Genomic DNA, 21,239 nt, shown 5'->3' on the forward strand with positions numbered 1-21,239 from the left:
GTTGGTTGAGGGGTGGCGGGGCATCAATCATTCATATGCAATGGTGAATCAGTATCAACTTTTAGAGCTGAAAAATCGCACAATAAATCTATACCATAAGGATGTATCTTTTTATCGCAATAGCTGGAATTCAACCCAAAATTTTTGTGGGTTCAATCCTGTGGAAATGCAGAAAATTGAATCAATCCCACGCCCAACAAAGGGCGTGATTCCGGATGTTACTTATAGAATTGGTTTTCCATATAACTTAAAGCCTCCTAAATATGGGCGCTTATTTGTTTTTGGAACGTCTGAATGTCAGATTCTTACTGGCGAGATGATTCCAGCTGGTGATAGGTCTTTTCAATTCAATAAGCTTCCTCTCACCATTATTACACCCTCAAATTGGTCGAAAATTGGATTCTTGAATGCGGGATTTGATGAAAAGCAAGTAATCGTGGTTTCTCATGGAGTCGATTTATCAATCTTTAAACCTCTTGACGGTGTTTTAAGAGCAAATTTCAGAAGGTTAATTGGTGCGGATGAAGCCTCTTTTGTGCTTCTGTCTGTAGGTGCAATGACTGGCAATAAAGGTATAGACATACTGCTGTCAGCATATATGCAGTTGAAAGGAAAATATCCCCAGCTCAAGTTGGCCCTTAAAGATCAGAGTGGCTTATATGGCCTTTATGCTAAAGATTTGCTGTTGCAGTACTGTAGTCAAAGAAACATAGACCCTAGCTCCAATGCGATGGTGGAGATTTTGGCGGGAATTATATTTGTTGAGGATAATTTGAGTTTAGTCCAGTTAAATGGCCTGTATAACGCTTGCGATTGTTACGTATCACCCTATAGGGCTGAGGGGTTTAACCTTCCGCCGTTAGAGGCTGCTGCAGCTGGCGTGCCTGTAATTGTTACAAAGGGTGGGGCTACAGATGATTATGTTCAACCATCTTTTGCATTGTTAATCGAGAGCCAAAAAAAATCTGAAAATAGCCAATCCTATCTTGAGCCAAACATAGAGAGTCTTATGGAACAAATAGAGGCGTTGATTAATAAAAAAACTTTCAGCATCAATCCTCAAAATGCTCGAGAGTTTATTGCTAACAATCTATCATGGGGCATTGTTTGCGACGAATTAATTAGAAAAATGGAATTAAATTAAAGTCATAAAAGTTAATTTAAAACAAATAAAAAACTTAAAAATATTGCGAATGCGGTGTTCAAGATTGACTAATCATTTTTTGATATAAATTTCATGGGACATCCGCGTTATTCTAAAAAGATATTAATGCCGCTATATCTCAAAAAGGCAATCATATGAATAGTTATCGAGGTTATATTGTTCACAACTATAAGCTAGTCGATAGAAAGCGCTACTTGAATTCAAGACTGGGTAGGGCCAACAAATTTTCATTTATTGAGATTGAGAATATCCAGCCTAATTACGTAAATGAGAGATATTGTGGGGTTAATGAGAAATCCTGGAATAAAAAATCAAAAAATTTATGGGTTCCGGCTCCTGCCCCAAGGCAACTAACGTTTGGCGAGATAGCTTGTACTGCTTCCCATTTTTATATCTATGAACAATATCTTAGGAATGGGAAAGAGGGTTGGGTCGTAGTGCTCGAAGACGATGCAATTTTTGAGTGTGACTTAACTGAAGAGATATCCGGCATATTGAAAGAGGTCCCGGACAGAGTTGATGCAATTTTTATAGGTGGCGGTTATCACCATGATGCAGTATCTCTAACGGTTGGCGGATATAAAAATTTTATCATTAAGCATCATCCAGCTACCAATACAGCTGTTGGGTATATGCTCAGAAAAAGTATTGTGGAGGCGATAATGGAGGATTTTACAAATTTTGATATGCCTATAGACTTTGAATTGGCATACTTATTGATGATAAAAAATGCTCTCGTTATGCATCTCAATCCCTATTTAATTTCAGAGGGCTCTAAATTTCATTATCAATCCTCAATATCACGCTAATATATTTGGTAAGCCGAGAAAATAGTTGCCATATCCAGAGGAGTGCTATCAATCTATTTGGGTGATGAAACTAAGTTGCCAATTGAGCGCTTAAAACTGTCTGTTCGTAAATTTCACCCAGAATTGCCTCACGAAATTATTAAAGTAGATGCTCCGATGGATCGGCAGGACAGTCTATATATCAAGTCTCAAATGATGGACATGTCACCATTTGAAGAGACCTTATTTTTAGATATTGATACTGTAGTCATGGGCAATCTAAATTTTGGTTTTCAAAAAGCCGAACAGTTTGGGCTTGCGGTTTGTATCTGTGAAGCTCCGTGGGCAAAAAGATATAGGAATATCTTCAGCGGGGATGAAATCGAGTACAACACCGGCGTTCTTTTCTTTACAAAAAAGGCTTTCCACGTATTTGAGAGTTGGAAGAGTCTTGTAAAGGTCGTTGACTCCTCTATAGATTTAGTAAAAGGCTCTGAAAGAGCAAGAATGGAGGCGAATGATCAGGGCTCATTTGCATTAGCAATTGAAAAGACAGGATTTAACCCTTTCGTACTTCCATTAAATTGGAACTTTCGGCCAATGTGGCAACGTAGCTTCTTTGGGCCAATTAAGGTTTGGCATGATTATGCGGATCCTCCTCCATTCTTTGAGGAAATGAATCGGTATTACGCAAGTCCTGATTCAATTATTCAGTATCACCAAGGGTGATCTGAGCTATTTTTGAAGTGAGTTATTCCTAGTTTCGGGAAGATAAAGAAGTGCTACAACTCCAGAGGTCGCTAAAAAGATAGTGGGGTAGCAAAGCCCCGCCACATCGCTTGCCCACTCTCGATTCAACCAGGTAACGATAAGGGGAAGAAGTCCACCAATCCATCCGGCTGCGAGATTATGGGGAAGCGTAGCAGCGCTGTTTCTTGTTTTGGCGGGAAATAGCTCTGCAAGAAGTGCTGTTTGTGGGCCCACTACAAGCGCAAGTATTGCGGATAGGCCAATCAGAATAATGACGATAAAGATAGATTGGTTCGCGCTTGCCGAGTCCGCCTTTCCGCCAATTTCTTGAAGCAGATAAAACGCTGGCAAGGTAAATGCTGCTCCTAAAATAAGGCCACTAACGATCACAGGTTTTCTACCTATCCTATCTGAGAGCCATCCAGAAAGGATGGTTAGCGGAAATAAGGCAATCGTGGCATACACACTTAATTGATCTACTAATTGTGGCGCTAGCTTGACGGAAGTCTTTAGAAAGATCGAGGTATAAACTTGGACACAGAAAAAAAGTACCGCACCACCAGCAGAGATGCAGAAAAATAACAGAAACATTCTCTTCCTAGTTTCAGGATCTTTAAGGTTATCTCGTAGTGGGTTTTTTGATCGAGCTTCAGTCTTGCTAAGCTGTAAATAGATGGGCGTTTCTTCTAGAGCCATTCGAGCTTTGAATGCGACCAATAGTAGGATGAGAGAAACCCAAAATGGTACCCGCCAGCCCCAGGAAAGAAATTCATCTTGGGTGAGGTAGTGTTGAAGAAGGGCGATTTGTAGGGTCGATACTAAAATCCCGAGTGGCCCCATTAATTGTAGAAAACTGGTTTTGAATCCTCGATTGGAGTCGCCAGCATGTTCAGTGAGATAAACTGCGCTACCCCCAATTTCTCCTCCTGCCGAGAGGCCTTGAAGAAGTCTTAGGCCAACCAAAAGAATGGGTGCCCAAATCCCGATATGAGAGTAAGTTGGTAAGAAGCCTACGCAGACTGTGGCAAATCCCATTAAGGTGATGGTGATCATGAATACGGGGCGACGCCCAATGCGGTCACCTATGCTTCCAAAAATGGCTGCGCCGATAGGGCGCACGACCATGCCAACACCGAAGGTGGCAAGACTAGCTAATAAGCCTGCGCTAGGGTCGTTTGAGGGGAAGAATAGAGGGCCAAATACCACTGCTAAGGTGGCAAAGGTTAGAAAGTCATACCACTCTAAAAAAGTTCCAAAGCAGGCTGCAATAGCCACTTTTCTATAAGAATGTGATGAGGTTTGGCTATCTGATGCGCTAATAGCAGTCAATTTTTATTCTGAGTCTGTTGATGATTCAATCAGTGGTGCAGATAGATTTTTGCTGGGTTTAACGCCAAGTTCGCGAACTCTCTCGGCTGTACGAATGAGGTTACCTTTACCAGACTTGAGTTTATTAAAAGCATCGTGGTAGCTGGTTTGGGCTTGATCTAAGCGTTGACCTAATTTTTCAAGGTCGTCTACAAAACCAACAAATTTGTCATAAAGAGTGCCACATTGTTTGGCGATTTCTAGGGCATTGCGATTCTGGTGATCTTGCCTCCACAAGTGAGCAACGGTTCGAAGTGTGGCCATCAAGGTGCTTGGACAGACTAGGACAATATTTTTTGCTAACGCCTCTTGGTAAAGATTAGGGGCGGTCTTGAGCGCCAATAGAAAGGCTGGCTCAATTGGAACAAACATCAGCACAAAGTCTACAGAGCCAATGCCATATAGAGAGCTATAGTTCTTGCCAGAGAGCCCCTGTATATGCTGACGCAAAGACTGAATATGCGCTGCTAATTCTTGTTCAGCAACTGCTGGATCGGAAGCGTCGGCATGGCGTGAGTAGGCAGTAATTGATGCTTTACTATCGACCACCAAGCTTCTTCCTTCTGGTAGCTTGACTACTACGTCAGGTTGTAGGCGTGATCCATCTGCCTGAGTGTGGCTATCTTGTACCAGATACTCTTCACCTTTGCGTAGACCCGAAGACTCTAGAATGGATTCGAGCACTAACTCACCCCAGTTGCCCTGAACCTTCGAATCTCCCTTTAGTGCTTGAGTAAGGGAGCGTGTTTCATCTGACATCCGTAAATTGAGGTTGGCAAGTCGCTCGATTTCATTTTTGAGAGCAAATCGTTCTCGCGCTTCGTTGCCATAAGAGGTGTTGACCTGCTCTTTAAATTCTGCCAACTTTGTTTGAAGAGGTTTAAGTAGGGCATCTAGATTGGCGACATTTTGCTCTGTGAAGCGTTTGGATTTATCTTCCAAGATTTCATTGGCTAAGTTCTTAAACTGATTGGTTAATGCCTCTTTGGCCTCATTAAGAGACTCAATTCTGCCAAGACCTTGTTTACGTTCAGAATCTAATTCCGCTTCAAGACGGATCGCATTTTGTAATGCTTGATCGCGTTCATTGCGAAGACTGACGGCTAAAGCAGCATCAGTTAGGCTTTGCTCCTCTAAGCGAGTTAATGAAGAGCGTAAGTTAAGCGCATAAACCAAAAGGCCTGCACATAAAGCAAATGGCAGGCCAAATAGTAGAAGGGTGCTTAAGTCAAAAGTCACAAGTGAGCGTGGTAAATGCTAATGAAGTAAATGCTAATGAAGTAAATGCTTAGGCTTTTACTAATTTTTGCAGTTCACCACTTTGAAACATCTCAGTCATGATGTCTGAGCCACCAATAAATTCACCATTGATATAAAGCTGTGGAATCGTTGGCCAATTGGCAAACTCTTTGATGCCTTGGCGAATAGCCTCATCCTCTAATACGTTTACGGTATGGAGATTTTCAACGCCGCTAGCGCGCAAAATGTTGATAGCGTTTCCAGAGAATCCGCACTGTGGAAATTGCGCATTGCCCTTCATAAACAATACAACGGGATGGCTAGAAACGATTTCTTGAATTTTTGCTTGGGTATCCATAATTTTTTCCTGAATATATTCTATAAAGCACTGTTGATGAGCAACTGATGATGTAGCTAATTTTAAAGCTATCCGGAGAAAAGGGTTAATTCCTATGCTGGGATTTAAGATCTTTTTCGCCCCGACACAACCCGATGGTGACCCGCTAAATCGAGGTGTGTTTGTATATCTCGTAAATCGGCCGCTTGCATGAGCCCAACAACGGCCTTGGACTGATCAAAGCCATGCTCTACCGCAATCAGACCGCCAGGTTTAAGGTGCTGATTTGATCCAGAAATGATGCTCTCTAAGCAGCCTAGGCCGCTACCAAAGTCGGTGAGGGCTGACTGGGGCTCAAACCGAAGATCGCCCTGGGTGAGATGGGCATCCTGATTTGCTATATAGGGTGGATTGCTGACAATCACATCAAACTGATCTTCCTGATCTATTGCCTCATACCAGCTGCCTTGCGTAAATTCAACTTGGCTGCCCAGCTTCAGAGATTGTGCATTCTGTTTAGCAATAACCAGGGCCTGGGCCGACTGGTCGCTTGCGCAAACTGACGCTAGTGGGCTTGCGTTTGCAATGGCAAGCGCAATGGCGCCAGAACCAGTGCCTAGATCTAACACCTTTGTGGGCCTGTTATGTTTGGCAATTTCAGCTAGAGCAATATCTACCAATAGCTCAGTTTCGGGGCGGGGAATTAATACTCCTGGTGCGACTAGTAGTTCAATGGCATGAAACCCCTTCTTGCCCAAGAGATAGGCGATGGGCTCCCCAAGAATTCTTCTGGATACCAAGCTTTCCCATTCTTGGAAGGCCAATTCATTTAGGCTCATATCATCCCGAGACAGAAGGGCTGAGCGAGGAAGTTGATAGTATTTATCGAGTAAGTGAGCCAGCAGTATGCGCGCTTCGCTCGCTGGTAGGGCGCAGTTATTTATTAGGGCGCGTAAAGACTGGCTAGCACTCATTCTCTGGCGAAATTAATTATCACCAAGTGCTGCAAGGAGCTCTGCCTGATGCTCTGAGGCAAGCGCATTACACAGATCATCCAAGTCGCCATCCATCATGGCATCAATTTTGTAAAGCGTGAGGTTGATGCGGTGGTCGGTAATGCGACCTTGAGGAAAGTTGTAGGTCCGAATCCTGTCACTACGATCTCCAGAACCAATTAAAGATTTTCTGGTTTGCGCTTCAAGCTGGTGTTTTTCACGTTCGCGTGCATCCATGATCCGCGAGACAAGAACTTTCATTGCTTGTTCACGGTTGCGATGTTGGCTTCGATCATCCTGACACTCAACTACAGTGCCGGTGGGGAGGTGAGTGATGCGAACCGCAGAATCTGTTTTATTGATATGTTGGCCGCCCGCTCCTGATGCGCGAAAGGTATCTATACGCAACTCTGCAGGATTAATTTTGACTGCCTCAAGCTCATCTGCCTCAGGCATCACAGCCACAGTACATGCTGATGTATGGATTCTTCCTTGAGTTTCGGTTTGCGGGACACGCTGAACGCGATGACCGCCTGACTCAAACTTTAAGCGCGAGTACACCGACTGCCCAACAAGACGTAAAACAACCTCTTTGTATCCACCTAGATCGGATTCTGCGGCATTCACCACTTCCACTTTCCAGCCTTGACGTTCGGCAAAGCGGGTATACATTCTGAGGAGGTCGCCTGCAAAGAGTGCGCTTTCATCACCCCCGGTGCCAGCGCGAATTTCCAAGAACACATTGCGTTCATCATTCGCATCTTTAGGCAGTAGAAGCTTTTGGAGAGTACTCTCAAGCTCTTCCATAGTGGCTTGCGCCCGCTTTTGTTCCTCATCGGCAAAGTCCTTCATTTCGGGATCTTTGCGCATATCTTCGGCAGCTTGCGAATCTGCTTCGGCCTGCTTGTATAGACCAAATTGCTCAACTACGGTTGCAATATCGGAATGCTCACGTGTGAGCTTCCGATAGTTGTCCATGTCTTTTGTAGACTCTTCGGTAGTTAATAGGGAATTAAGTTCGGCTAAGCGTGTATCAAGGTGTTCTAGCTTAGCCCGCATGCTGGGCTTCATCTAATGATCTTCTGATTTGGAGTGCGAGGTGAATAATTTAGGCAGCAGCTTGATCAGGGCGTCACGCTCAGCACCGTTGGAATGTTGTAGGGCATGCAAAGACCCATGTAAAAACTTATTGGTTAAGCCTTGTGCCATTGCATTGAGAACTTCTTGGGGATCATCACCACGCATTAATCGTTTCATGGCGCGATCGAGCTCAAGTTGTCTCAGGTGTTCACCTTGTTGCTGAATATCTTGGATGAGTGGAACCGTCTTTCGGCCTTGCATCCAATGCATAAAGTTGCCTACGCGGTCTTCAATAATCGCTTCTGCCTGGCTAACTGCTGCTTGTCGTAGAGATGCGCCAGTTTGAATCATTACACCTAAGTCATCCACCGTATAAAGATAGACGTCATTTAAGCGAGCAATTTCAGGTTCAAAATCTCTCGGTACCGCTAAGTCAATCATCACCATAGGTTTGTGACGGCGCTGCTTTAGTGCGCTCTCCACCATACCCAATCCAATGATGGGAAGGGAGGATGCAGTGCTTGAAACAATGATGTCGAATTCATGCAACCGATTTGGAAGTTCTGAAAGCTTGAATGATTCCGCTTCAATATCCTGTGCAGAAATTGAATCTGCCAATTCTTGCCCGCGTTCGATTGTCCGATTGGCGATGGCGACAGTCTTTGGTTTGCGTGCCACAAAATGGGTCGCGCATAAGGTGATCATCTCTCCGGCACCGATAAACAGTACACGTTGATCGGCAATTGTTTCGAAAATGCGTTCGGCTAATCGCACTGCAGCCGCTGCCATAGAGATTGAGTGAGCACCAATTTCAGTAGAACCACGTACCTCTTTCGCAACAGCAAACGTTTTTTGAAAGAGTTGGTTTAGGTAAGTGCCTAATACGCCTGCATTATTTGCAGTACGAACGGCATCTTTCATTTGGCCCAAAATTTGAGTTTCGCCAATCACCATGGAGTCTAGTCCGCAGGCGACTCTAAATGCGTGACGCACTGCATCTGATTGTGGGAGCGAATATATGTGCGGCTCTAAGCTGCTAGGCGCAAGCCGTTGGGTTTTTGCGAGCCAGTCAAAAGTCGCTTCGTGTAGAAGGCTCGCTGCATCCGCATCATTTGCCGCACAATAGACTTCAGTTCGATTGCAGGTAGATAAAATCGTTGCCTCTGGCAAGCCAGCCTGGTTGGCTCCAACGAGATGTTGTCGAAGGTCATGCAATGCCTCTTGAAGGAACTCCGGCTCAAAGGCGACCTTTTCCCGAATGGCGACAGGTGCCGTGTGGTGATTGATGCCGAGTGTCAACAACTTCATAATGGTGATTATAGATTTGATGGCGGCATTAATGGGGGTGGCGATGGGGTTTTTGGCTTTTCTGGTGCTAGGAGGTTTATCGGGGCTTTTTGCTTGGAGTCTTTATCCGGGCGTTAGGGTTAGCAAACCCGGAGTTCAAAAACTGCTTAAGGTTGTCTTGCTAGGCTTTCTTGCTGCGTTAACCAGTTCGTATTTAGGGCAATTTATGGGATATTTTCAGCCTGGTCAGATGCTTGAGTGGTTAAGCGCCATGGTGGCATCGAGTGTGGCTGGGGGATTTTATCGGGCAATCCCCCAAAAGTAGTCAAAAACCGTTCTAAGCCCTTGAATTCGGGTTATCACCGGCTTCTTTCACCCATACAATGGGAGCCATCCCGTGGGAACGTAGCCAGGCGTTTGCCCTGGTGAAATGCCCACAACTAACTTGGCCACCTGGTTGTAGGAAGGGTTGATTGGTTTTGTAAACCCCCAGTCCAGATGGATGGGAGGATTTCAAAATCAATTGGTCTGAGCCCAGCTCAATGAGGGGTAATTTGGACTGGGCGTGACCGCCCCAGAGCATCCATACGAGCCCTGGTTTTTGTTGGGCCAAGGCGCTAATTAATCTATCGATGAGTGCTTTCCAGCCTAGGTTTGTGTGGCTTCCCGCTTCACCTAATTTGACGCTCAGTGCGGTATTGAGCAAAAGTACGCCTTGGCTCGCCCAGCAGTGCAAATCTCCATGAGATAGGGCTCCAAAGCCTTCAAGCGCCAGTGCTTTGCTGATATTTCGTAATGAGCTGGGAAACGCTCTTGAATTTGTGGGAATATTGGCTGGAATTGAAAAGGCTAAACCCTGAGCGAGTCCTGGTGAATGATAGGGATCCTGACCCAAGATGACTACTTTGACCTTGCTTAAGGGGGTCAGCGATAAGGCTTTGAAAAAGTTTGCTGGTTCAGGCCGAATCAGCGTTGCATTTTGATTAAGCTCCGTTCTTAAATTAGTTTGGAGCTCTTGCCAATCAGCGGACTCAAAGTAGTCCCCAAGCAGGGTGCGCCAGTCCTCTGGAATATCGGCCGCAGAAAAGGATTGCATTAGTCAGCGGGCGTTAATTCATATTGCGCTGGAATTTGCTCATTCTTGAGGATGGTCATGCACTCGTGCTGCAAGTCATCCCGATAAAAGCAAATACTAATGACTTGTTCATTGTTGAGGCTAGATAGCACCTTATCCCAGCGCGCCGCAGTAATCCGTTCCCCATTAATACTGGCAAGCAAATCCCCAGGAGCGATTCCTGCTAATTGTGCAGCGCCTCCATCCAATACATGCGTTACCTTGAGCCAGCCACTTGCTTCTATATGGCGCAATCCCAGTTGGAGTTTGATTTTCTCAAGTTTGGATTGAGTTTTTATTTTGATGGAAATGAAATTAGGGTTGAACCATTTTTGCAATTGAAGATCTTCACAACCCTCGATAAATTTTTCTTTAAATTCATTCCAAGTGTTTGTAAATCCTTTGCCTAATAACTTGAGAATTAAATGATCTAGGCCGTCTTCGGCTAAGCCACTTAAAGTCACACCATGTTCTTGCCAAATGAGGCGCATGAGATCATCTAAGGACTGTTGCTCGCGTGTGAAGTGGCGGATTTTTAAATCCAATCCAAGCGCAAGTAAGGCGCCCTTCCCGTAATAGCTGACAACTGCATTTGGCGTATTTTCATCAGCTTGGTAATACTTAGTCCAAGCATCAAATGAGCTATCTGCCAAGCTCTGCTTGAGTCGGCCTGGTCCGCGCAGAATACCATTCCAATTATTGGCGACCAGCTTTAAATAGGTCTTGAGGTCGATCCGCTTGCTGCGGAATAACTGCAAGTCATCGTAGTAGCTGGTAAATCCCTCGAATAGCCAAAGCAGGCGGGTATGATTTCTGCGATCTAATTGATAGGGTTGAAATGCTGCTGGTTGAATACGCTTTACTAGCCAGGCATGAAAGTATTCATGACTGCATAGCCCAAGAAACTCTCGATAAGATGCTTCATCTAAAGGGGTATGAATTTGTGGGATCTGATCACGCCTACAAAGCAGTGCTGTACTATCGCGATGCTCAAGACCTCCGTAGCCTGCAAGTACCGCATTGACCAAGAATAAGTATTGCCCAAATGGAGCCTGCTTTGTTTTGGGTTCAAAAAGATTAATAGTGCTCGTACAAATAGCCTGCAAATCTTTGGCGATTCGTTCGAGATCGATTTCATGAACGCAGCCTTGAATCGCCATCGTATGTGGCACACCATTAGACTGCCAATGAGCAATCTGAAATTCTCCCAGAGCAATTGGGTGATCGATTAAATCATCATAATTTTTAGCCAAATAAAAACCGTAGCCTTGATCATCCGTTTTGACTGCTCTAAGACTTGTTTGTACGGTCCAGTCTACTGCTGAAGTATCCTTTGGTGGAACGAGTATGAGAGCGCATGGCGATAACTCTTGACCTTTAACTGAAAAACAAAGGCTGCTTGCGTTAATAAATGCTCGTTCAGTATCAAGGTATGACGCACGCACTGAAGAGTCAAATGCATAAACTGTAGTCAAAATCTCTACTGGGCCAGAAACATTCGGTAGGCGCCATTGATCATTATTAATTCGCTCAAGCTCTAGACTGTGGTTGGGATTTTCAATTGCGTACGCGCTAATTGTTTCAATTTGTTTGCTGAAATCTCGAATTAAATAGCTTCCTGGAATCCATGCAGGCATTTGCAAAACTTGACCATTTAGTGCCGGGTCTTGAATACGCAATTTCACATGAAAGCGATGACCATGAAGATCTGCTGCCCAGATGGTGTATTGAATGGCGGGAAAGCTCAAAGTATCTAATTCGCTCATGATATTTATTTTAGGCTTGCTAATTTCTTTTCAATATCGCTCACTTGTACAGCACCAGGAAAGCGGCTGCCATCAGTAAAGAAAATGGTAGGTGTTCCAGTAATGCCATATGTTTTTGCAAAAGCGAGGTTTTTATCTAGCGGCGTTGAGCAATCACTTTTTCCACTGGGAGGGATTCCATTAATCATCCAATCGATATAGGTTTTCTGCGGATCTGTTGAGCACCAAATTTGTTTGGATTTCTGTGCGGAGTCTGGGGAGAGGATTGGTATGAGGTATGTATAGATCGTAATGTTATCGAGCTGTTGAAGCGACTTCTCAAGGCGTTTGCAGTAACCGCAATTAGGATCTGAAAAGATCGCAATCTGTCTGCTGCCATTGCCACGTACCAATTTAAGCGCATTGGACGGGTTGAGTTCAGACCATTTGATGCGATTTAAGTCTGCTTGCCTTTGCTCGGTGATATTTTTACCGCTAGCAAGCTCAATGATTTCACCCTGAATTAAATACCTACTATTTGCATCCGTATAAAACACTTCATTGCCAACCAGTACCTCATATACGCCTGCGATTGGTGACGCAGTAACACTTTTGATTTTGGTGTTCGCCCCAATCTTCTTCTGTAACTCGGATTTAATTTGTTGCTCAGATTGCGCATAGGAATTATTTGCAGAGAGAATGAATGTGAAAATGAGTGCGACAGAAAAAAATAATTTATTCAAAATCAATATCTCCAAGGGCGCGCTCAATCAAGCGCCGTTTAATAAAGTGACTGCGATTTACAATGCCCAACCCCCAGTTGCGCAATTGTCTTTCGGTTGCGCTGTCTGCTGAAAACAGTTTTTTGAGTTTGTCTGTTACCCAAAGAAGTGCGCTAGTGTCGCCTTGACGTTGCCGTTCGTAGCGACGCAATAAGACTTTGTTGTTTGGCAGTCGAAAGGATTCACGCTTGCTGAGAATAGTGAGCAGCGTTGCAACGTCTCGTAAACCCAAATTCAATCCTTGCCCTGCTAAAGGATGCATCACATGAGCGGCATCACCGATAAGTAAGGCTTTGGGGTTTTCTGCTGGACCAATAAAGCGATTTGCTCGAATTTTTCTCAAGGGAAATGCGGCAGGCTTGGAGTGCAGTGTAAGCGTTCCTAATTGAGTAATGATCGCACCATTCGCAATCGCGGCTAATTTTTTGGACCATGCCTCATGATCCAGCATCAATAGCTCTGCTGAATTATCGGCTGAGGTTGACCATACCATCGAAACCTGTTGATTAGGTAGGGGGAGCATCGCAATAATATCCCCGCCTGGTAAGAACCACTGATAGGCAGTTTCTAGATGGGGGCGCGTACAAATCCAATTAGCTACCACCGCGTTTTGCTCATAACTTTCTTCGCTAATCGAAATTCCTAATATCGCCCTAGTGGGCGAGTTGGCACCATCGGCAGCGATAATGAGTTGCGCATGTACTGGCACACTATTTTTCAGATGAAGTGTTCCTCCGTCTGAATTCATCTCAATACGCTCAACAACGTCAGTGATGCGCTCTAACTTATTTTGAAAGCGTGAGGCTTGATCGAGCGTGTGTTCGATCGCATTCGATTCTCCGATCCAAGCAAGTTCAGATGTGCCTGCCTCAAAGGCAGAAAGATGCAATTCATTCTCTTTTCCTCCGCGATCACCGAATATCCGCATATCTCGAACCGTTTGTATTCGGCTGTGGTCTAAGGCGTCCCATACCTGAAGGTGGGAAAGTAACTTCTGGGTACTCGGAGAGAGGGCATAAATGCGTTGACCCCATTCAGGGCCTTGGGGTACTGGTACCACTTCATCGAGATCAGGCGCTATTTGGACCGTTTGCAGCCCCATTTGAGCTAGACCCAGTGCACAAGCCTTGCCTGTGATGCCTCCACCCACTACCGCAATGTCAACCGAGCGGTTTTGGGTTGAATTTTTGGGCAATTTGCCAAGGGGGTTTTGATGGGCTTTCGACATATCTCGATGATATCGAAACCAGCCCCTTTACAATACGAACATGTCTTTGAAATGTGGCATCGTCGGCCTGCCTAACGTCGGCAAATCTACCCTTTTTAACGCGCTTACCAAAGCTGGAATCGCGGCGGAAAATTACCCTTTCTGCACGATTGAGCCCAATGTAGGTGTAGTTGAGGTTCCTGACCCTCGTCTTGCCGCTTTGGCTGAGATAGTGAAGCCTGAGCGCATACTTCCCGCCGCAGTGGAGTTTGTGGATATCGCCGGCCTTGTCGCCGGAGCCTCTAAAGGAGAGGGTTTAGGGAATCAATTTTTAGCCAATATTCGAGAAACGGATGCGATTACCCATGTGGTGCGCTGTTTTGAGGATCCTAATGTGATTCACGTTGCCGGGAAGATTGATCCAATAGCTGATATTGGTGTGATTGATACAGAGCTGGCTTTATCGGACTTGGCAACGGTTGAAAAGACTCTGAATCGCTCTAGTAAAGCTGCCAAGTCTGGTAACGACAAGGAGGCTGCCGCTCTTGTCGCTGTGCTCACAAAAGTTCAGGCGCATTTAGATTCTGCTCAGCCAGTACGAAGTCTGGATTTAAGTCCTGAGGAACATGTCTTATTAAAACCACTTTGCCTCATTACTGCTAAGCCTGCGATGTACGTAGCAAACGTGAAGGAAGATGGTTTTACGAATAATCCACATTTGGATGCTGTAAAACAGCATGCGGCAAAAGAGGGTGCCCCAGTAGTTGCTGTATGCGCAGCAATTGAGGCAGAGATTGCCGATCTAGACGAGGCCGATAAGATTGAGTTTTTGGCTGATCTCGGTATGGAGGAGCCTGGTTTGGATCGTGTAATTCGAGCGGGTTACGATTTACTTGGCCTTCAAACTTACTTTACAGCTGGCGTGAAAGAAGTCAGGGCATGGACTATCCATAAGGGTGACACCGCTCCACAAGCTGCCGGGGTGATTCATACTGATTTTGAGCGCGGGTTTATTCGTGCACAAACCATTGCTTTTGAAGACTTTATTCAATACAAGGGTGAATCTGGTGCAAAAGAGGCCGGAAAAATGCGTGCGGAAGGCAAGGAGTACGTAGTGAAGGATGGAGACGTCTTGAACTTCTTATTTAACGTCTAACTCGAACTCATAAAACAAAAAAGTCCCTAGTATCAGCTAAGGACTTTTTTGTTTTAAGCCACCCAAGATTGGGCAAAACTTAATTCTTAGCTGGCTTTGACAGCCTTTTCCAAGCATTTAGAGATTTCATCGTATCGTTTTAGCGCGATTTTGCTGGGAACAACTTCTTTCTTGCGACCATCTTCATTAGCTGCCATTTTAATAAAGCCCATTGCACTGAGGTTTTTTAGGCGACCATGAAGGGTGGCTTGAGAACCAAGCTCAGACATCGAAATAAGATCGCCAACCAAGATAGATTGCTTTGCATGAAAGCTTAAAACAATTTTATCGAGCAAGCTCTCTTCAATAGAGTCGAGTTTTTTCCCTGGATTGATGCGGTCCAGAACGTCAATTAAATTTAAAAAACGAATGTAGCTAGATGATTTAGTCATAGACATTTTGTGATGCTTAAAAGAATATTTATTAGCCTAAGGGTTAACACCATTGTAGCCCCATAAATCTTGTATGCAACTTGTATGTATTTTTAAAATCAACCATACTTGAAGAATGGTTAGAAAGGGTCAAGAATGGATTATAGGATTTTTATTAAGCCTCTTGGCTTATACCGTCCTATTCTATGCAAATGAATGGCTGACTAGTCATTTGGTCTATGGCTTGGGGGTCAATTGGATCTATTTGCCTGCAGGATTGAGGTTATTTTTAACCCTCATTTTTGGTCTGCCTGGCGCTCTCGGTATCGCCCTAAGCTCATTCTTAATTAGCTATTTAGGCGACTTTCCTCACGATATTACGACATGCTTAGGTGTGGGGCTCATCTCTGGTTTTGCCCCCTATTTGGCGAGAATATTTGTTCTAGCAAACATTAAGATTGACCCAGACTTAAGTGATTTAAGTTTGCCCAAGTTGGTGGCTTGCACCTTAATTTATGCTCTATTGAGCGCGGGATTGCATCAGTGGTGGTTTGCAGTGCGAGGGCTTGATGAATCCGGAAGCTTGAATTATCTACTGGTAATGTTCATTGGCGATGTATTTGGCACAGTCCTGCTTGTTGCTTTAATTAAGTACGGCCTAGACTTGCTCAGACATTCCAGAGCTGCTTAATTAAATAACTCACCAAGTGCGAGTCCTGGATCGGGCGCGCGCATAAATGCTTCGCCTACTAAAAATGCATTGACGTTGTGATCTCTCATCAACTGCACATCTGCGCGAGTCATGATGCCAGACTCTGTGACTAGAGTTTTTTCTGATGGAACCATGGATAGTAGTGACAGCGTAGTTTGTAGTGTGACATCAAAAGTTTTGAGATTACGATTATTGATGCCTAGCAATGGGGTACTCAACTCTAGCGCTTGTTCTAACTCTGGCGCATTATGAACCTCCACTAGAACATCTAAACCCAGCTCATGAGCACATATTTCCAGCTCTTTCATTTGGTTTAAATCTAAGCAAGCCACAATTAATAAAATTGCATCAGCGCCAATTGCCCTAGCTTCATAAATTTGATAAGGATCGATTGTGAAGTCTTTGCGTAATACTGGTAAAGCGCATGCAGAGCGAGCGGCCTGTAGGTAGCTATTTGCCCCTTGAAAAAAATCCTTATCGGTCAGAACGGATAAGCATGCCGCTCCATTTTTCTCATAGGATTGAGCGATCTCGGCTGGTTGAAAATTTTCGCGCAAGATGCCCTTGCTTGGACTGGCTTTTTTAATTTCAGTAATCACACCGGCTTTGCCTAATGCGATCTTTTTCTTAATGGCTTGAATGAAACCTCTTGGCTTCAATAATGAGCTTCGATTATTCTCTTGGGCCTGCTCACGATGGTTAGCAAGAGAAACTTTTTTGGAGTCTGCCGCCACCTCAATTTTTTTTACAGCAACAATTTTGTCGAGGATATCACTCATGAGTATTTTTAGTTATTGTTGGGTAGTTGCTACAAATTGCTCCAGCTTATGGAGAGCGGCGCCAGATGAAATTGCTGCTTTTGCCATTTGAATGCCACTGGCAATGCTTGGCGCAATATTGGCTACATACAGCACGGCGCCTGCATTGAGGCAAACGATATCGCTTGCTGCCCCAGATTTTTTGTTTAGCACATCAAGCACAATGGTTTTGGATTCTTCAGCATTCGCCACTTTGAAGCTGCTGGTTGGCGCGGTGCTGAGACCAAAGTCTTGAGGGTGAATTTCATATTCACGAACAGTGCCTTCTTTAAGCTCGCCTATCAAGGTCGGACCTTCTAAAGAGATCTCATCCAAACCGTCTCGCCCATAAACCACTAGGGCATGGTCCATTCCCATGGCTTGCAAGACTCGAGCCTGAATGCCAACTAAGTCTGCATGAAACACGCCCATCAGAATGCGCTTGGCATCAGCTGGATTGGTGAGTGGTCCAAGGATATTGAAAATTGTTCTGACACCAAGGTCTCTGCGAATCGGAACCACATTTTTCATCGCGGGATGGTGGTTGGGAGCGAACATAAAGCCAGCACCCACTTTGGAAATGCATTGGGCAACTTGTTCTGGAGAAAGCGTGAGTTTTACTCCAAGCGACTCCAATATATCTGCGCTGCCAGATTTGCTGCTCACACTGCGGTTACCATGCTTGGCAATTTTTGCACCTGCTGCTGCTGCAACAAACATCGCAGCGGTGGAGATATTAAAAGTATGAGCTCCGTCCCCACCAGTTCCTACAACGTCAACTAAATTTGCTCTATCTTCGACATGAACTGGGGTGGCAAATTCGCGCATGACTTGAGCTGCGGCAGCAATTTCCCCAACAGTTTCTTTTTTGGTGCGAAGCGCAACTAATAGCCCAGCTACTAGCGCTGGTGGCATTTCGCCGCTCATGATGAGACGCATCATTGCCGTCATTTCATCGTGAAACAGTTCGCGATGTTCAATGCAACGTTGTAATGCTTGCTGAGGAGTAATTGGCATAGAGTTTGAAATATATTTTTTGCTTATTTGGCTTGTAAAAAATTCTTCAGTAGTGCGTGACCATGTTCAGACAAAATTGATTCTGGATGGAACTGAACGCCCTCTACCGCAAGCTCGCGATGACGAACGCCCATGATTTCACCGTCGGATGATGTGGCAGTAATTTCAAGTGCGGCAGGTAGGCTACTTTTTTCGATAGCTAGAGAGTGATAGCGCGTTACTTTAAATGGGTTTGGCAGGTTCTTAAAAACACCCACACCGGTATGGTGAATATCATCAGTCTTACCATGCATCACTTTTTGGGCGCGAATAATTTTTCCGCCAAAAGCCTCGCCGATGGCTTGATGACCAAGGCATACACCCAAAATTGGAATATGTCCCGCATAATGTTTAATGGTTTCTACAGAAATGCCTGCTTCCGCTGGACTACATGGGCCAGGTGAAATACAAATACGCTCAGGATTGATTTTGGCAATCTCATCCACGGAAATTTCGTCATTGCGAAATACTTTTACCTCTTCCCCAAGTTCGGCAAAATATTGCACAAGGTTGTAGGTAAATGAATCATAGTTATCAATCATGAGGAGCATCGAGCCCTCCTTGCACTAAATCAGCCGCCATTAATACTGCACGAGCCTTGGCCTCAGTTTCTTTCCATTCGGCTGTAGGATCAGAGTCTGCTACTACACCCGCTCCAGCTTGGGAATGCAGCATTCCGTTGCGGATCACGCCAGTTCGAATGGCAATTGCTACATCCATATCGCCGGAGAAAGAAAGGTAACCGACTGCGCCGCCATAAACACCGCGCTTCACAATTTCCATCTCATCAATAATTTCCATTGCCCGAATTTTTGGGGCGCCGGATAAAGTGCCGGCTGGGAAGGTTGCTCGTAAAACATCCATATTGCTCATATTGTCGAGTAATTCACCTTCGACAGAGCTCACGATATGTTGTACATGAGAGTATTTTTCGATAGACATTGAGTCTGTCACTTTGACTGAACCTGTTTTGGCGATGCGTCCGACGTCATTGCGAGCAAGATCAATCAACATTACATGCTCTGCAATCTCTTTTGGGTCGGCAAGTAATTCTCTAGCGAGACGCTCGTCTTCTTCAGGTGTTGCGCCGCGAGGGCGCGTGCCAGCCAGTGGACGAATAGTCACAATTTTTTGAGATTCTCGCTTCTCTTGTCGTACCAAGATCTCTGGCGAAGATCCAACTACTTGTAGGTCGCCAAAGTCATAGAAGTACATATAGGGAGAAGGGTTAAGTGAGCGCAATGCTCTATAAAGAGCAAGTGGAGAGTCTGTATACGGTTTGCTGATTCGTTGACCGATGACCACCTGCATGCAGTCACCAGCCAAAATATATTCTTTAGTTTTGAGAACGGCATTTTCAAAATCTTCTGCTTTGAATTTGCGGATCAATTCTGTTTTTGTGCTTGGCAATGATGCCGGCATGCTGACGGGCCTGCTCAGGCAGGAAAGCAATTCTTTTAATCGAGCCTGGCCTTTCTCAAAACTATCCGCAATGCTTGGGTCTGCATAGACAATTAAATAGATTCGGCCTGCCACGTTATCAATTACGGCCAACTCTTCGGTCAACATTAATTGAATATCAGGTACGCCCAACTCATCTGGAAGATGATGTTTGGCTAAACGAGATTCAATATAACGAACCGTGTCATATCCGAAGTAGCCCGCAAGGCCGCCACAGAAGCGCGGTAGCCCTGGCTGGACTGCGACTTTAAAGCGCTTGAAGAAGGCATCTACAAAATCCAATGGATTGTCATGATTGGTTTCAATCACCTTGCCATCAAGAAGTACTTCTGTTAGTGGTTTATTTGGCGTGCCGACCGTTCTGATCACAGTCTTTGCAGGTAAACCAATAAAAGAGAAGCGGCCAAAACGTTCCCCGCCTAAGACTGACTCGAGAAGATAGGTATTTTTTTGGCCAAAAGCCTGAGTCAGTTTTGCGTAAAGTGAAAGAGGCGTCTCTAGATCGGCCAATACTTCCTTTACCAAAGGAATTCGATTAAAGCCCTGGCTTGCTAGGGTAAGAAATTCTTCGTGCTGCATTAATTCTTCCCTATACTTGCCAGCTCAATCCGCATTGCCTCAATCACTTGTGCGTAATTTTCTTTTCCAAAGATAGCCGAGCCTGCAACAAATGTATCTGCGCCAGCTTTAGCAATCTGCGCAATGTTGTCAACCTTAATTCCACCATCAACTTCTAAACGAATATGGCGTCCAGTTTCTTCTTGATGACGATCTAAGCGTGCTCGAACTTGAGCAATCTTATTGAGAGTGCTGGGAATAAATGATTGACCACCAAACCCCGGGTTCACCGACATCAGCAAAACAAGATCAAGCAACTCCAGGGTGTGATCTAAGTGGTCTAAGGGAGTTGCAGGATTTAAAACGAGACCCGCTTCACATCCTTGGTCGCGAATCAGATTGATGGTTCTATTGACATGCGGACTTGCCTCTGGATGAAAGCTAATTAAATTTGCTCCAGCTTTTGCAAAATCTGGAATCAGGCGATCGACTGGCTCAACCATCAGGTGCACATCAATCATGGCAGGCTTACCATTTTTGACAGCGTGTGGACGAATTGCCTCACACACTAGCGGGCCAATTGTCAGGTTGGGGACGTAATGATTGTCCATCACATCAAAGTGAATCCAGTCTGCACCCGCGCTAAGAACATCTTGCACTTCTTTGCCAAGACAGGCAAAGTCGGCCGACAAAATGGAGGGGGCGATGACAAACTGGCTATTCGAGGGTGATTTCTGGCTATCCATCCCTAGATTCTAGCTTGCAGTTGGCTCTAGGATGGAGCAGAATTCGAGCATGAATCCACACGAAATTAGTATTACGGTCAAAACCCAGTATTTGCCTGAGCAGTCTGACCCTGATAATCGACAATTTGCCTTTGCCTATACGATCACCATCAGAAATTCTGGGACGGCTGGTATTCAGCTTATTGCCCGCCATTGGTTTATTACGGATGGGAATAATGATGTTCAAGAGGTGCGTGGCTTAGGGGTGGTCGGCCAGCAGCCCCTGTTGAGGGCTGGTGAGCAGTTTGAGTACACCAGTTGGGCAACTTTACCGACGCCAGCCGGCACCATGCGAGGAGAGTATTTTTGCGTAACTGAGGATGCGCAGTTTTTCCAGGCCCCAATACCTGAGTTTGCCCTGGTAATGCCTAGAACCTTGCATTAAACGGCAATAGACTCTACTTTTTGCCCTTACCAGTCCAAAGGACAATAAAAAGGAGGAGTGCG

At 45.0% G+C, this 21,239-nt stretch carries 23 protein-coding genes; 7 read left to right on the plus strand and 16 right to left on the minus strand.

What is annotated here, in order from left to right:
- The first annotated feature begins 40 nt into the window (after positions 1–40).
- From AOB49_RS01805 to AOB49_RS01815, 3 genes are all read left to right on the plus strand, one after another.
- On the plus strand, positions 41–1,144 hold the full coding sequence (locus AOB49_RS01805; protein WP_216634592.1) for a glycosyltransferase family 4 protein: 1,104 nt from the start codon (positions 41–43) through the stop codon (positions 1,142–1,144).
- Between the two features lie 155 nt (positions 1,145–1,299).
- The gene (locus tag AOB49_RS01810) at positions 1,300–1,974 is read left to right on the plus strand and encodes a glycosyltransferase family 25 protein (protein ID WP_062307180.1); all 675 of its coding nucleotides are present in this window, start codon (positions 1,300–1,302) and stop codon (positions 1,972–1,974) included.
- A gap of 42 nt (positions 1,975–2,016) precedes the next feature.
- Positions 2,017–2,682: a hypothetical protein gene (locus AOB49_RS01815; RefSeq protein WP_062307181.1), complete on the plus strand. Its 666-nt coding sequence runs from the start codon at positions 2,017–2,019 to the stop codon at positions 2,680–2,682.
- A gap of 6 nt (positions 2,683–2,688) precedes the next feature.
- On the opposite strand, the gene AOB49_RS01820 is transcribed toward AOB49_RS01815, so the two are convergent.
- From AOB49_RS01820 to hemA, 6 genes are all read right to left on the minus strand, one after another.
- Positions 2,689–4,032 carry an MFS transporter gene (locus AOB49_RS01820; RefSeq protein WP_062307184.1) on the minus strand — a complete coding sequence of 448 codons (1,344 nt, stop codon included), beginning with the start codon at positions 4,030–4,032 and terminating at the stop codon, positions 2,689–2,691.
- A gap of 3 nt (positions 4,033–4,035) precedes the next feature.
- Positions 4,036–5,310 (minus strand): DNA recombination protein RmuC, encoded by a 1,275-nt coding sequence (rmuC, locus tag AOB49_RS01825; protein ID WP_062307187.1) that lies wholly within the window; start codon positions 5,308–5,310, stop codon positions 4,036–4,038.
- 49 nt (positions 5,311–5,359) lie between these two features.
- Positions 5,360–5,668: a Grx4 family monothiol glutaredoxin gene (grxD, locus tag AOB49_RS01830; RefSeq protein ID WP_062307190.1), complete on the minus strand. Its 309-nt coding sequence runs from the start codon at positions 5,666–5,668 to the stop codon at positions 5,360–5,362.
- Positions 5,669–5,772: 104 nt separating this feature from the next.
- On the minus strand, positions 5,773–6,621 hold the full coding sequence (prmC, locus tag AOB49_RS01835) for a peptide chain release factor N(5)-glutamine methyltransferase (protein WP_062307193.1): 849 nt from the start codon (positions 6,619–6,621) through the stop codon (positions 5,773–5,775).
- Positions 6,622–6,633: 12 nt separating this feature from the next.
- Positions 6,634–7,713, minus strand: coding sequence for a peptide chain release factor 1 (prfA, locus tag AOB49_RS01840; RefSeq protein WP_062307195.1), 1,080 nt, complete (start codon positions 7,711–7,713; stop codon positions 6,634–6,636).
- Positions 7,714–9,030 carry a glutamyl-tRNA reductase gene (hemA, locus tag AOB49_RS01845; RefSeq protein WP_062307197.1) on the minus strand — a complete coding sequence of 439 codons (1,317 nt, stop codon included), beginning with the start codon at positions 9,028–9,030 and terminating at the stop codon, positions 7,714–7,716.
- Between the two features lies 1 nt (position 9,031).
- Between hemA and AOB49_RS01850 the strand changes: the two genes are divergently transcribed.
- Entirely contained in the window at positions 9,032–9,334 is a 303-nt protein-coding gene (locus tag AOB49_RS01850; RefSeq protein ID WP_245640582.1) for a hypothetical protein, read from the plus strand.
- Positions 9,335–9,346: 12 nt separating this feature from the next.
- Here AOB49_RS01850 and AOB49_RS01855 read toward each other — a convergent pair whose 3' ends face one another.
- Genes AOB49_RS01855 through AOB49_RS01870 form a run of 4 tightly spaced genes read right to left on the minus strand, consistent with a single transcriptional unit; the run spans position 9,347 to position 13,878 of the window.
- Entirely contained in the window at positions 9,347–10,105 is a 759-nt protein-coding gene (locus AOB49_RS01855) for a uracil-DNA glycosylase (protein ID WP_062307199.1), read from the minus strand.
- Complete coding sequence (locus AOB49_RS01860; RefSeq protein ID WP_062307202.1) at positions 10,105–11,889, minus strand: M61 family metallopeptidase; 1,785 nt, start codon at positions 11,887–11,889, stop codon at positions 10,105–10,107. Before AOB49_RS01860 ends, AOB49_RS01855 begins: the two co-directional genes overlap by 1 nt.
- A gap of 5 nt (positions 11,890–11,894) precedes the next feature.
- Positions 11,895–12,611 carry a DsbC family protein gene (locus AOB49_RS01865; RefSeq protein ID WP_062307338.1) on the minus strand — a complete coding sequence of 239 codons (717 nt, stop codon included), beginning with the start codon at positions 12,609–12,611 and terminating at the stop codon, positions 11,895–11,897.
- Positions 12,604–13,878 (minus strand): FAD-dependent monooxygenase, encoded by a 1,275-nt coding sequence (locus AOB49_RS01870; protein ID WP_062307204.1) that lies wholly within the window; start codon positions 13,876–13,878, stop codon positions 12,604–12,606. Before AOB49_RS01870 ends, AOB49_RS01865 begins: the two co-directional genes overlap by 8 nt.
- A 40-nt stretch (positions 13,879–13,918) precedes the next feature.
- Between AOB49_RS01870 and ychF the strand changes: the two genes are divergently transcribed.
- Positions 13,919–15,013 (plus strand): redox-regulated ATPase YchF, encoded by a 1,095-nt coding sequence (gene ychF, locus AOB49_RS01875; RefSeq protein ID WP_062307206.1) that lies wholly within the window; start codon positions 13,919–13,921, stop codon positions 15,011–15,013.
- 86 nt (positions 15,014–15,099) lie between these two features.
- Here ychF and AOB49_RS01880 read toward each other — a convergent pair whose 3' ends face one another.
- On the minus strand, positions 15,100–15,444 hold the full coding sequence (locus tag AOB49_RS01880; RefSeq protein WP_245640583.1) for a hypothetical protein: 345 nt from the start codon (positions 15,442–15,444) through the stop codon (positions 15,100–15,102).
- A 115-nt stretch (positions 15,445–15,559) separates the two neighbouring features.
- On the opposite strand from AOB49_RS01880, the gene AOB49_RS01885 reads away from it, so the two are divergent.
- Entirely contained in the window at positions 15,560–16,114 is a 555-nt protein-coding gene (locus AOB49_RS01885; RefSeq protein WP_062307211.1) for a hypothetical protein, read from the plus strand.
- On the opposite strand, the gene trpC is transcribed toward AOB49_RS01885, so the two are convergent.
- Genes trpC through rpe form a run of 5 tightly spaced genes read right to left on the minus strand, consistent with a single transcriptional unit; the run spans position 16,111 to position 20,753 of the window.
- A complete protein-coding gene (trpC, locus tag AOB49_RS01890; RefSeq protein WP_062307214.1) occupies positions 16,111–16,914 on the minus strand; it encodes an indole-3-glycerol phosphate synthase TrpC in 804 nt (267 codons plus the stop codon). The two genes, AOB49_RS01885 and trpC, sit on opposite strands and share 4 nt — an antisense overlap.
- Before the next feature lie 12 nt (positions 16,915–16,926).
- Positions 16,927–17,949: an anthranilate phosphoribosyltransferase gene (trpD, locus tag AOB49_RS01895; RefSeq protein WP_062307217.1), complete on the minus strand. Its 1,023-nt coding sequence runs from the start codon at positions 17,947–17,949 to the stop codon at positions 16,927–16,929.
- Positions 17,950–17,972: 23 nt separating this feature from the next.
- The gene (locus AOB49_RS01900; protein ID WP_062307219.1) at positions 17,973–18,539 is read right to left on the minus strand and encodes an anthranilate synthase component II; all 567 of its coding nucleotides are present in this window, start codon (positions 18,537–18,539) and stop codon (positions 17,973–17,975) included.
- A complete protein-coding gene (gene trpE, locus AOB49_RS01905) occupies positions 18,523–20,028 on the minus strand; it encodes an anthranilate synthase component I (protein ID WP_062307222.1) in 1,506 nt (501 codons plus the stop codon). The genes AOB49_RS01900 and trpE overlap by 17 nt, the downstream gene beginning before the upstream one ends.
- Positions 20,028–20,753, minus strand: coding sequence for a ribulose-phosphate 3-epimerase (rpe, locus tag AOB49_RS01910; RefSeq protein ID WP_062307225.1), 726 nt, complete (start codon positions 20,751–20,753; stop codon positions 20,028–20,030). The genes trpE and rpe overlap by 1 nt, the downstream gene beginning before the upstream one ends.
- A 49-nt stretch (positions 20,754–20,802) precedes the next feature.
- On the opposite strand from rpe, the gene apaG reads away from it, so the two are divergent.
- A complete protein-coding gene (apaG, locus tag AOB49_RS01915; RefSeq protein WP_062307228.1) occupies positions 20,803–21,177 on the plus strand; it encodes a Co2+/Mg2+ efflux protein ApaG in 375 nt (124 codons plus the stop codon).
- Positions 21,178–21,239 lie beyond the last annotated feature (62 nt).

Source organism: Polynucleobacter sinensis (assembly GCF_001595985.1).
Classification (GTDB): domain Bacteria; phylum Pseudomonadota; class Gammaproteobacteria; order Burkholderiales; family Burkholderiaceae; genus Polynucleobacter; species Polynucleobacter sinensis.

Bases quoted from the DNA above. Each gene is read 5' to 3' on its own strand.
- AOB49_RS01850 (WP_245640582.1), top strand. From the start codon at position 9,032: ATGGTGATTATAGATTTGATGGCGGCATTAATGGGGGTGGCGATGGGG.
- prfA (WP_062307195.1), bottom strand. From the start codon at position 7,713: ATGAAGCCCAGCATGCGGGCTAAGCTAGAACACCTTGATACACGCTTA.
- AOB49_RS01870 (WP_062307204.1), bottom strand. From the start codon at position 13,878: ATGTCGAAAGCCCATCAAAACCCCCTTGGCAAATTGCCCAAAAATTCA.
- AOB49_RS01810 (WP_062307180.1), top strand. From the start codon at position 1,300: ATGAATAGTTATCGAGGTTATATTGTTCACAACTATAAGCTAGTCGAT.
- trpE (WP_062307222.1), bottom strand. From the start codon at position 20,028: ATGCAGCACGAAGAATTTCTTACCCTAGCAAGCCAGGGCTTTAATCGA.
- ychF (WP_062307206.1), top strand. From the start codon at position 13,919: ATGTCTTTGAAATGTGGCATCGTCGGCCTGCCTAACGTCGGCAAATCT.
- grxD (WP_062307190.1), bottom strand. From the start codon at position 5,668: ATGGATACCCAAGCAAAAATTCAAGAAATCGTTTCTAGCCATCCCGTT.
- AOB49_RS01900 (WP_062307219.1), bottom strand. From the start codon at position 18,539: ATGCTCCTCATGATTGATAACTATGATTCATTTACCTACAACCTTGTG.
- trpC (WP_062307214.1), bottom strand. From the start codon at position 16,914: ATGAGTGATATCCTCGACAAAATTGTTGCTGTAAAAAAAATTGAGGTG.
- AOB49_RS01880 (WP_245640583.1), bottom strand. From the start codon at position 15,444: ATGACTAAATCATCTAGCTACATTCGTTTTTTAAATTTAATTGACGTT.
- AOB49_RS01885 (WP_062307211.1), top strand. From the start codon at position 15,560: ATGGTTAGAAAGGGTCAAGAATGGATTATAGGATTTTTATTAAGCCTC.
- prmC (WP_062307193.1), bottom strand. From the start codon at position 6,621: ATGAGTGCTAGCCAGTCTTTACGCGCCCTAATAAATAACTGCGCCCTA.
- AOB49_RS01855 (WP_062307199.1), bottom strand. From the start codon at position 10,105: ATGCAATCCTTTTCTGCGGCCGATATTCCAGAGGACTGGCGCACCCTG.
- AOB49_RS01805 (WP_216634592.1), top strand. From the start codon at position 41: ATGGTGAATCAGTATCAACTTTTAGAGCTGAAAAATCGCACAATAAAT.
- rpe (WP_062307225.1), bottom strand. From the start codon at position 20,753: ATGGATAGCCAGAAATCACCCTCGAATAGCCAGTTTGTCATCGCCCCC.
- hemA (WP_062307197.1), bottom strand. From the start codon at position 9,030: ATGAAGTTGTTGACACTCGGCATCAATCACCACACGGCACCTGTCGCC.
- AOB49_RS01860 (WP_062307202.1), bottom strand. From the start codon at position 11,889: ATGAGCGAATTAGATACTTTGAGCTTTCCCGCCATTCAATACACCATC.
- trpD (WP_062307217.1), bottom strand. From the start codon at position 17,949: ATGCCAATTACTCCTCAGCAAGCATTACAACGTTGCATTGAACATCGC.
- apaG (WP_062307228.1), top strand. From the start codon at position 20,803: ATGAATCCACACGAAATTAGTATTACGGTCAAAACCCAGTATTTGCCT.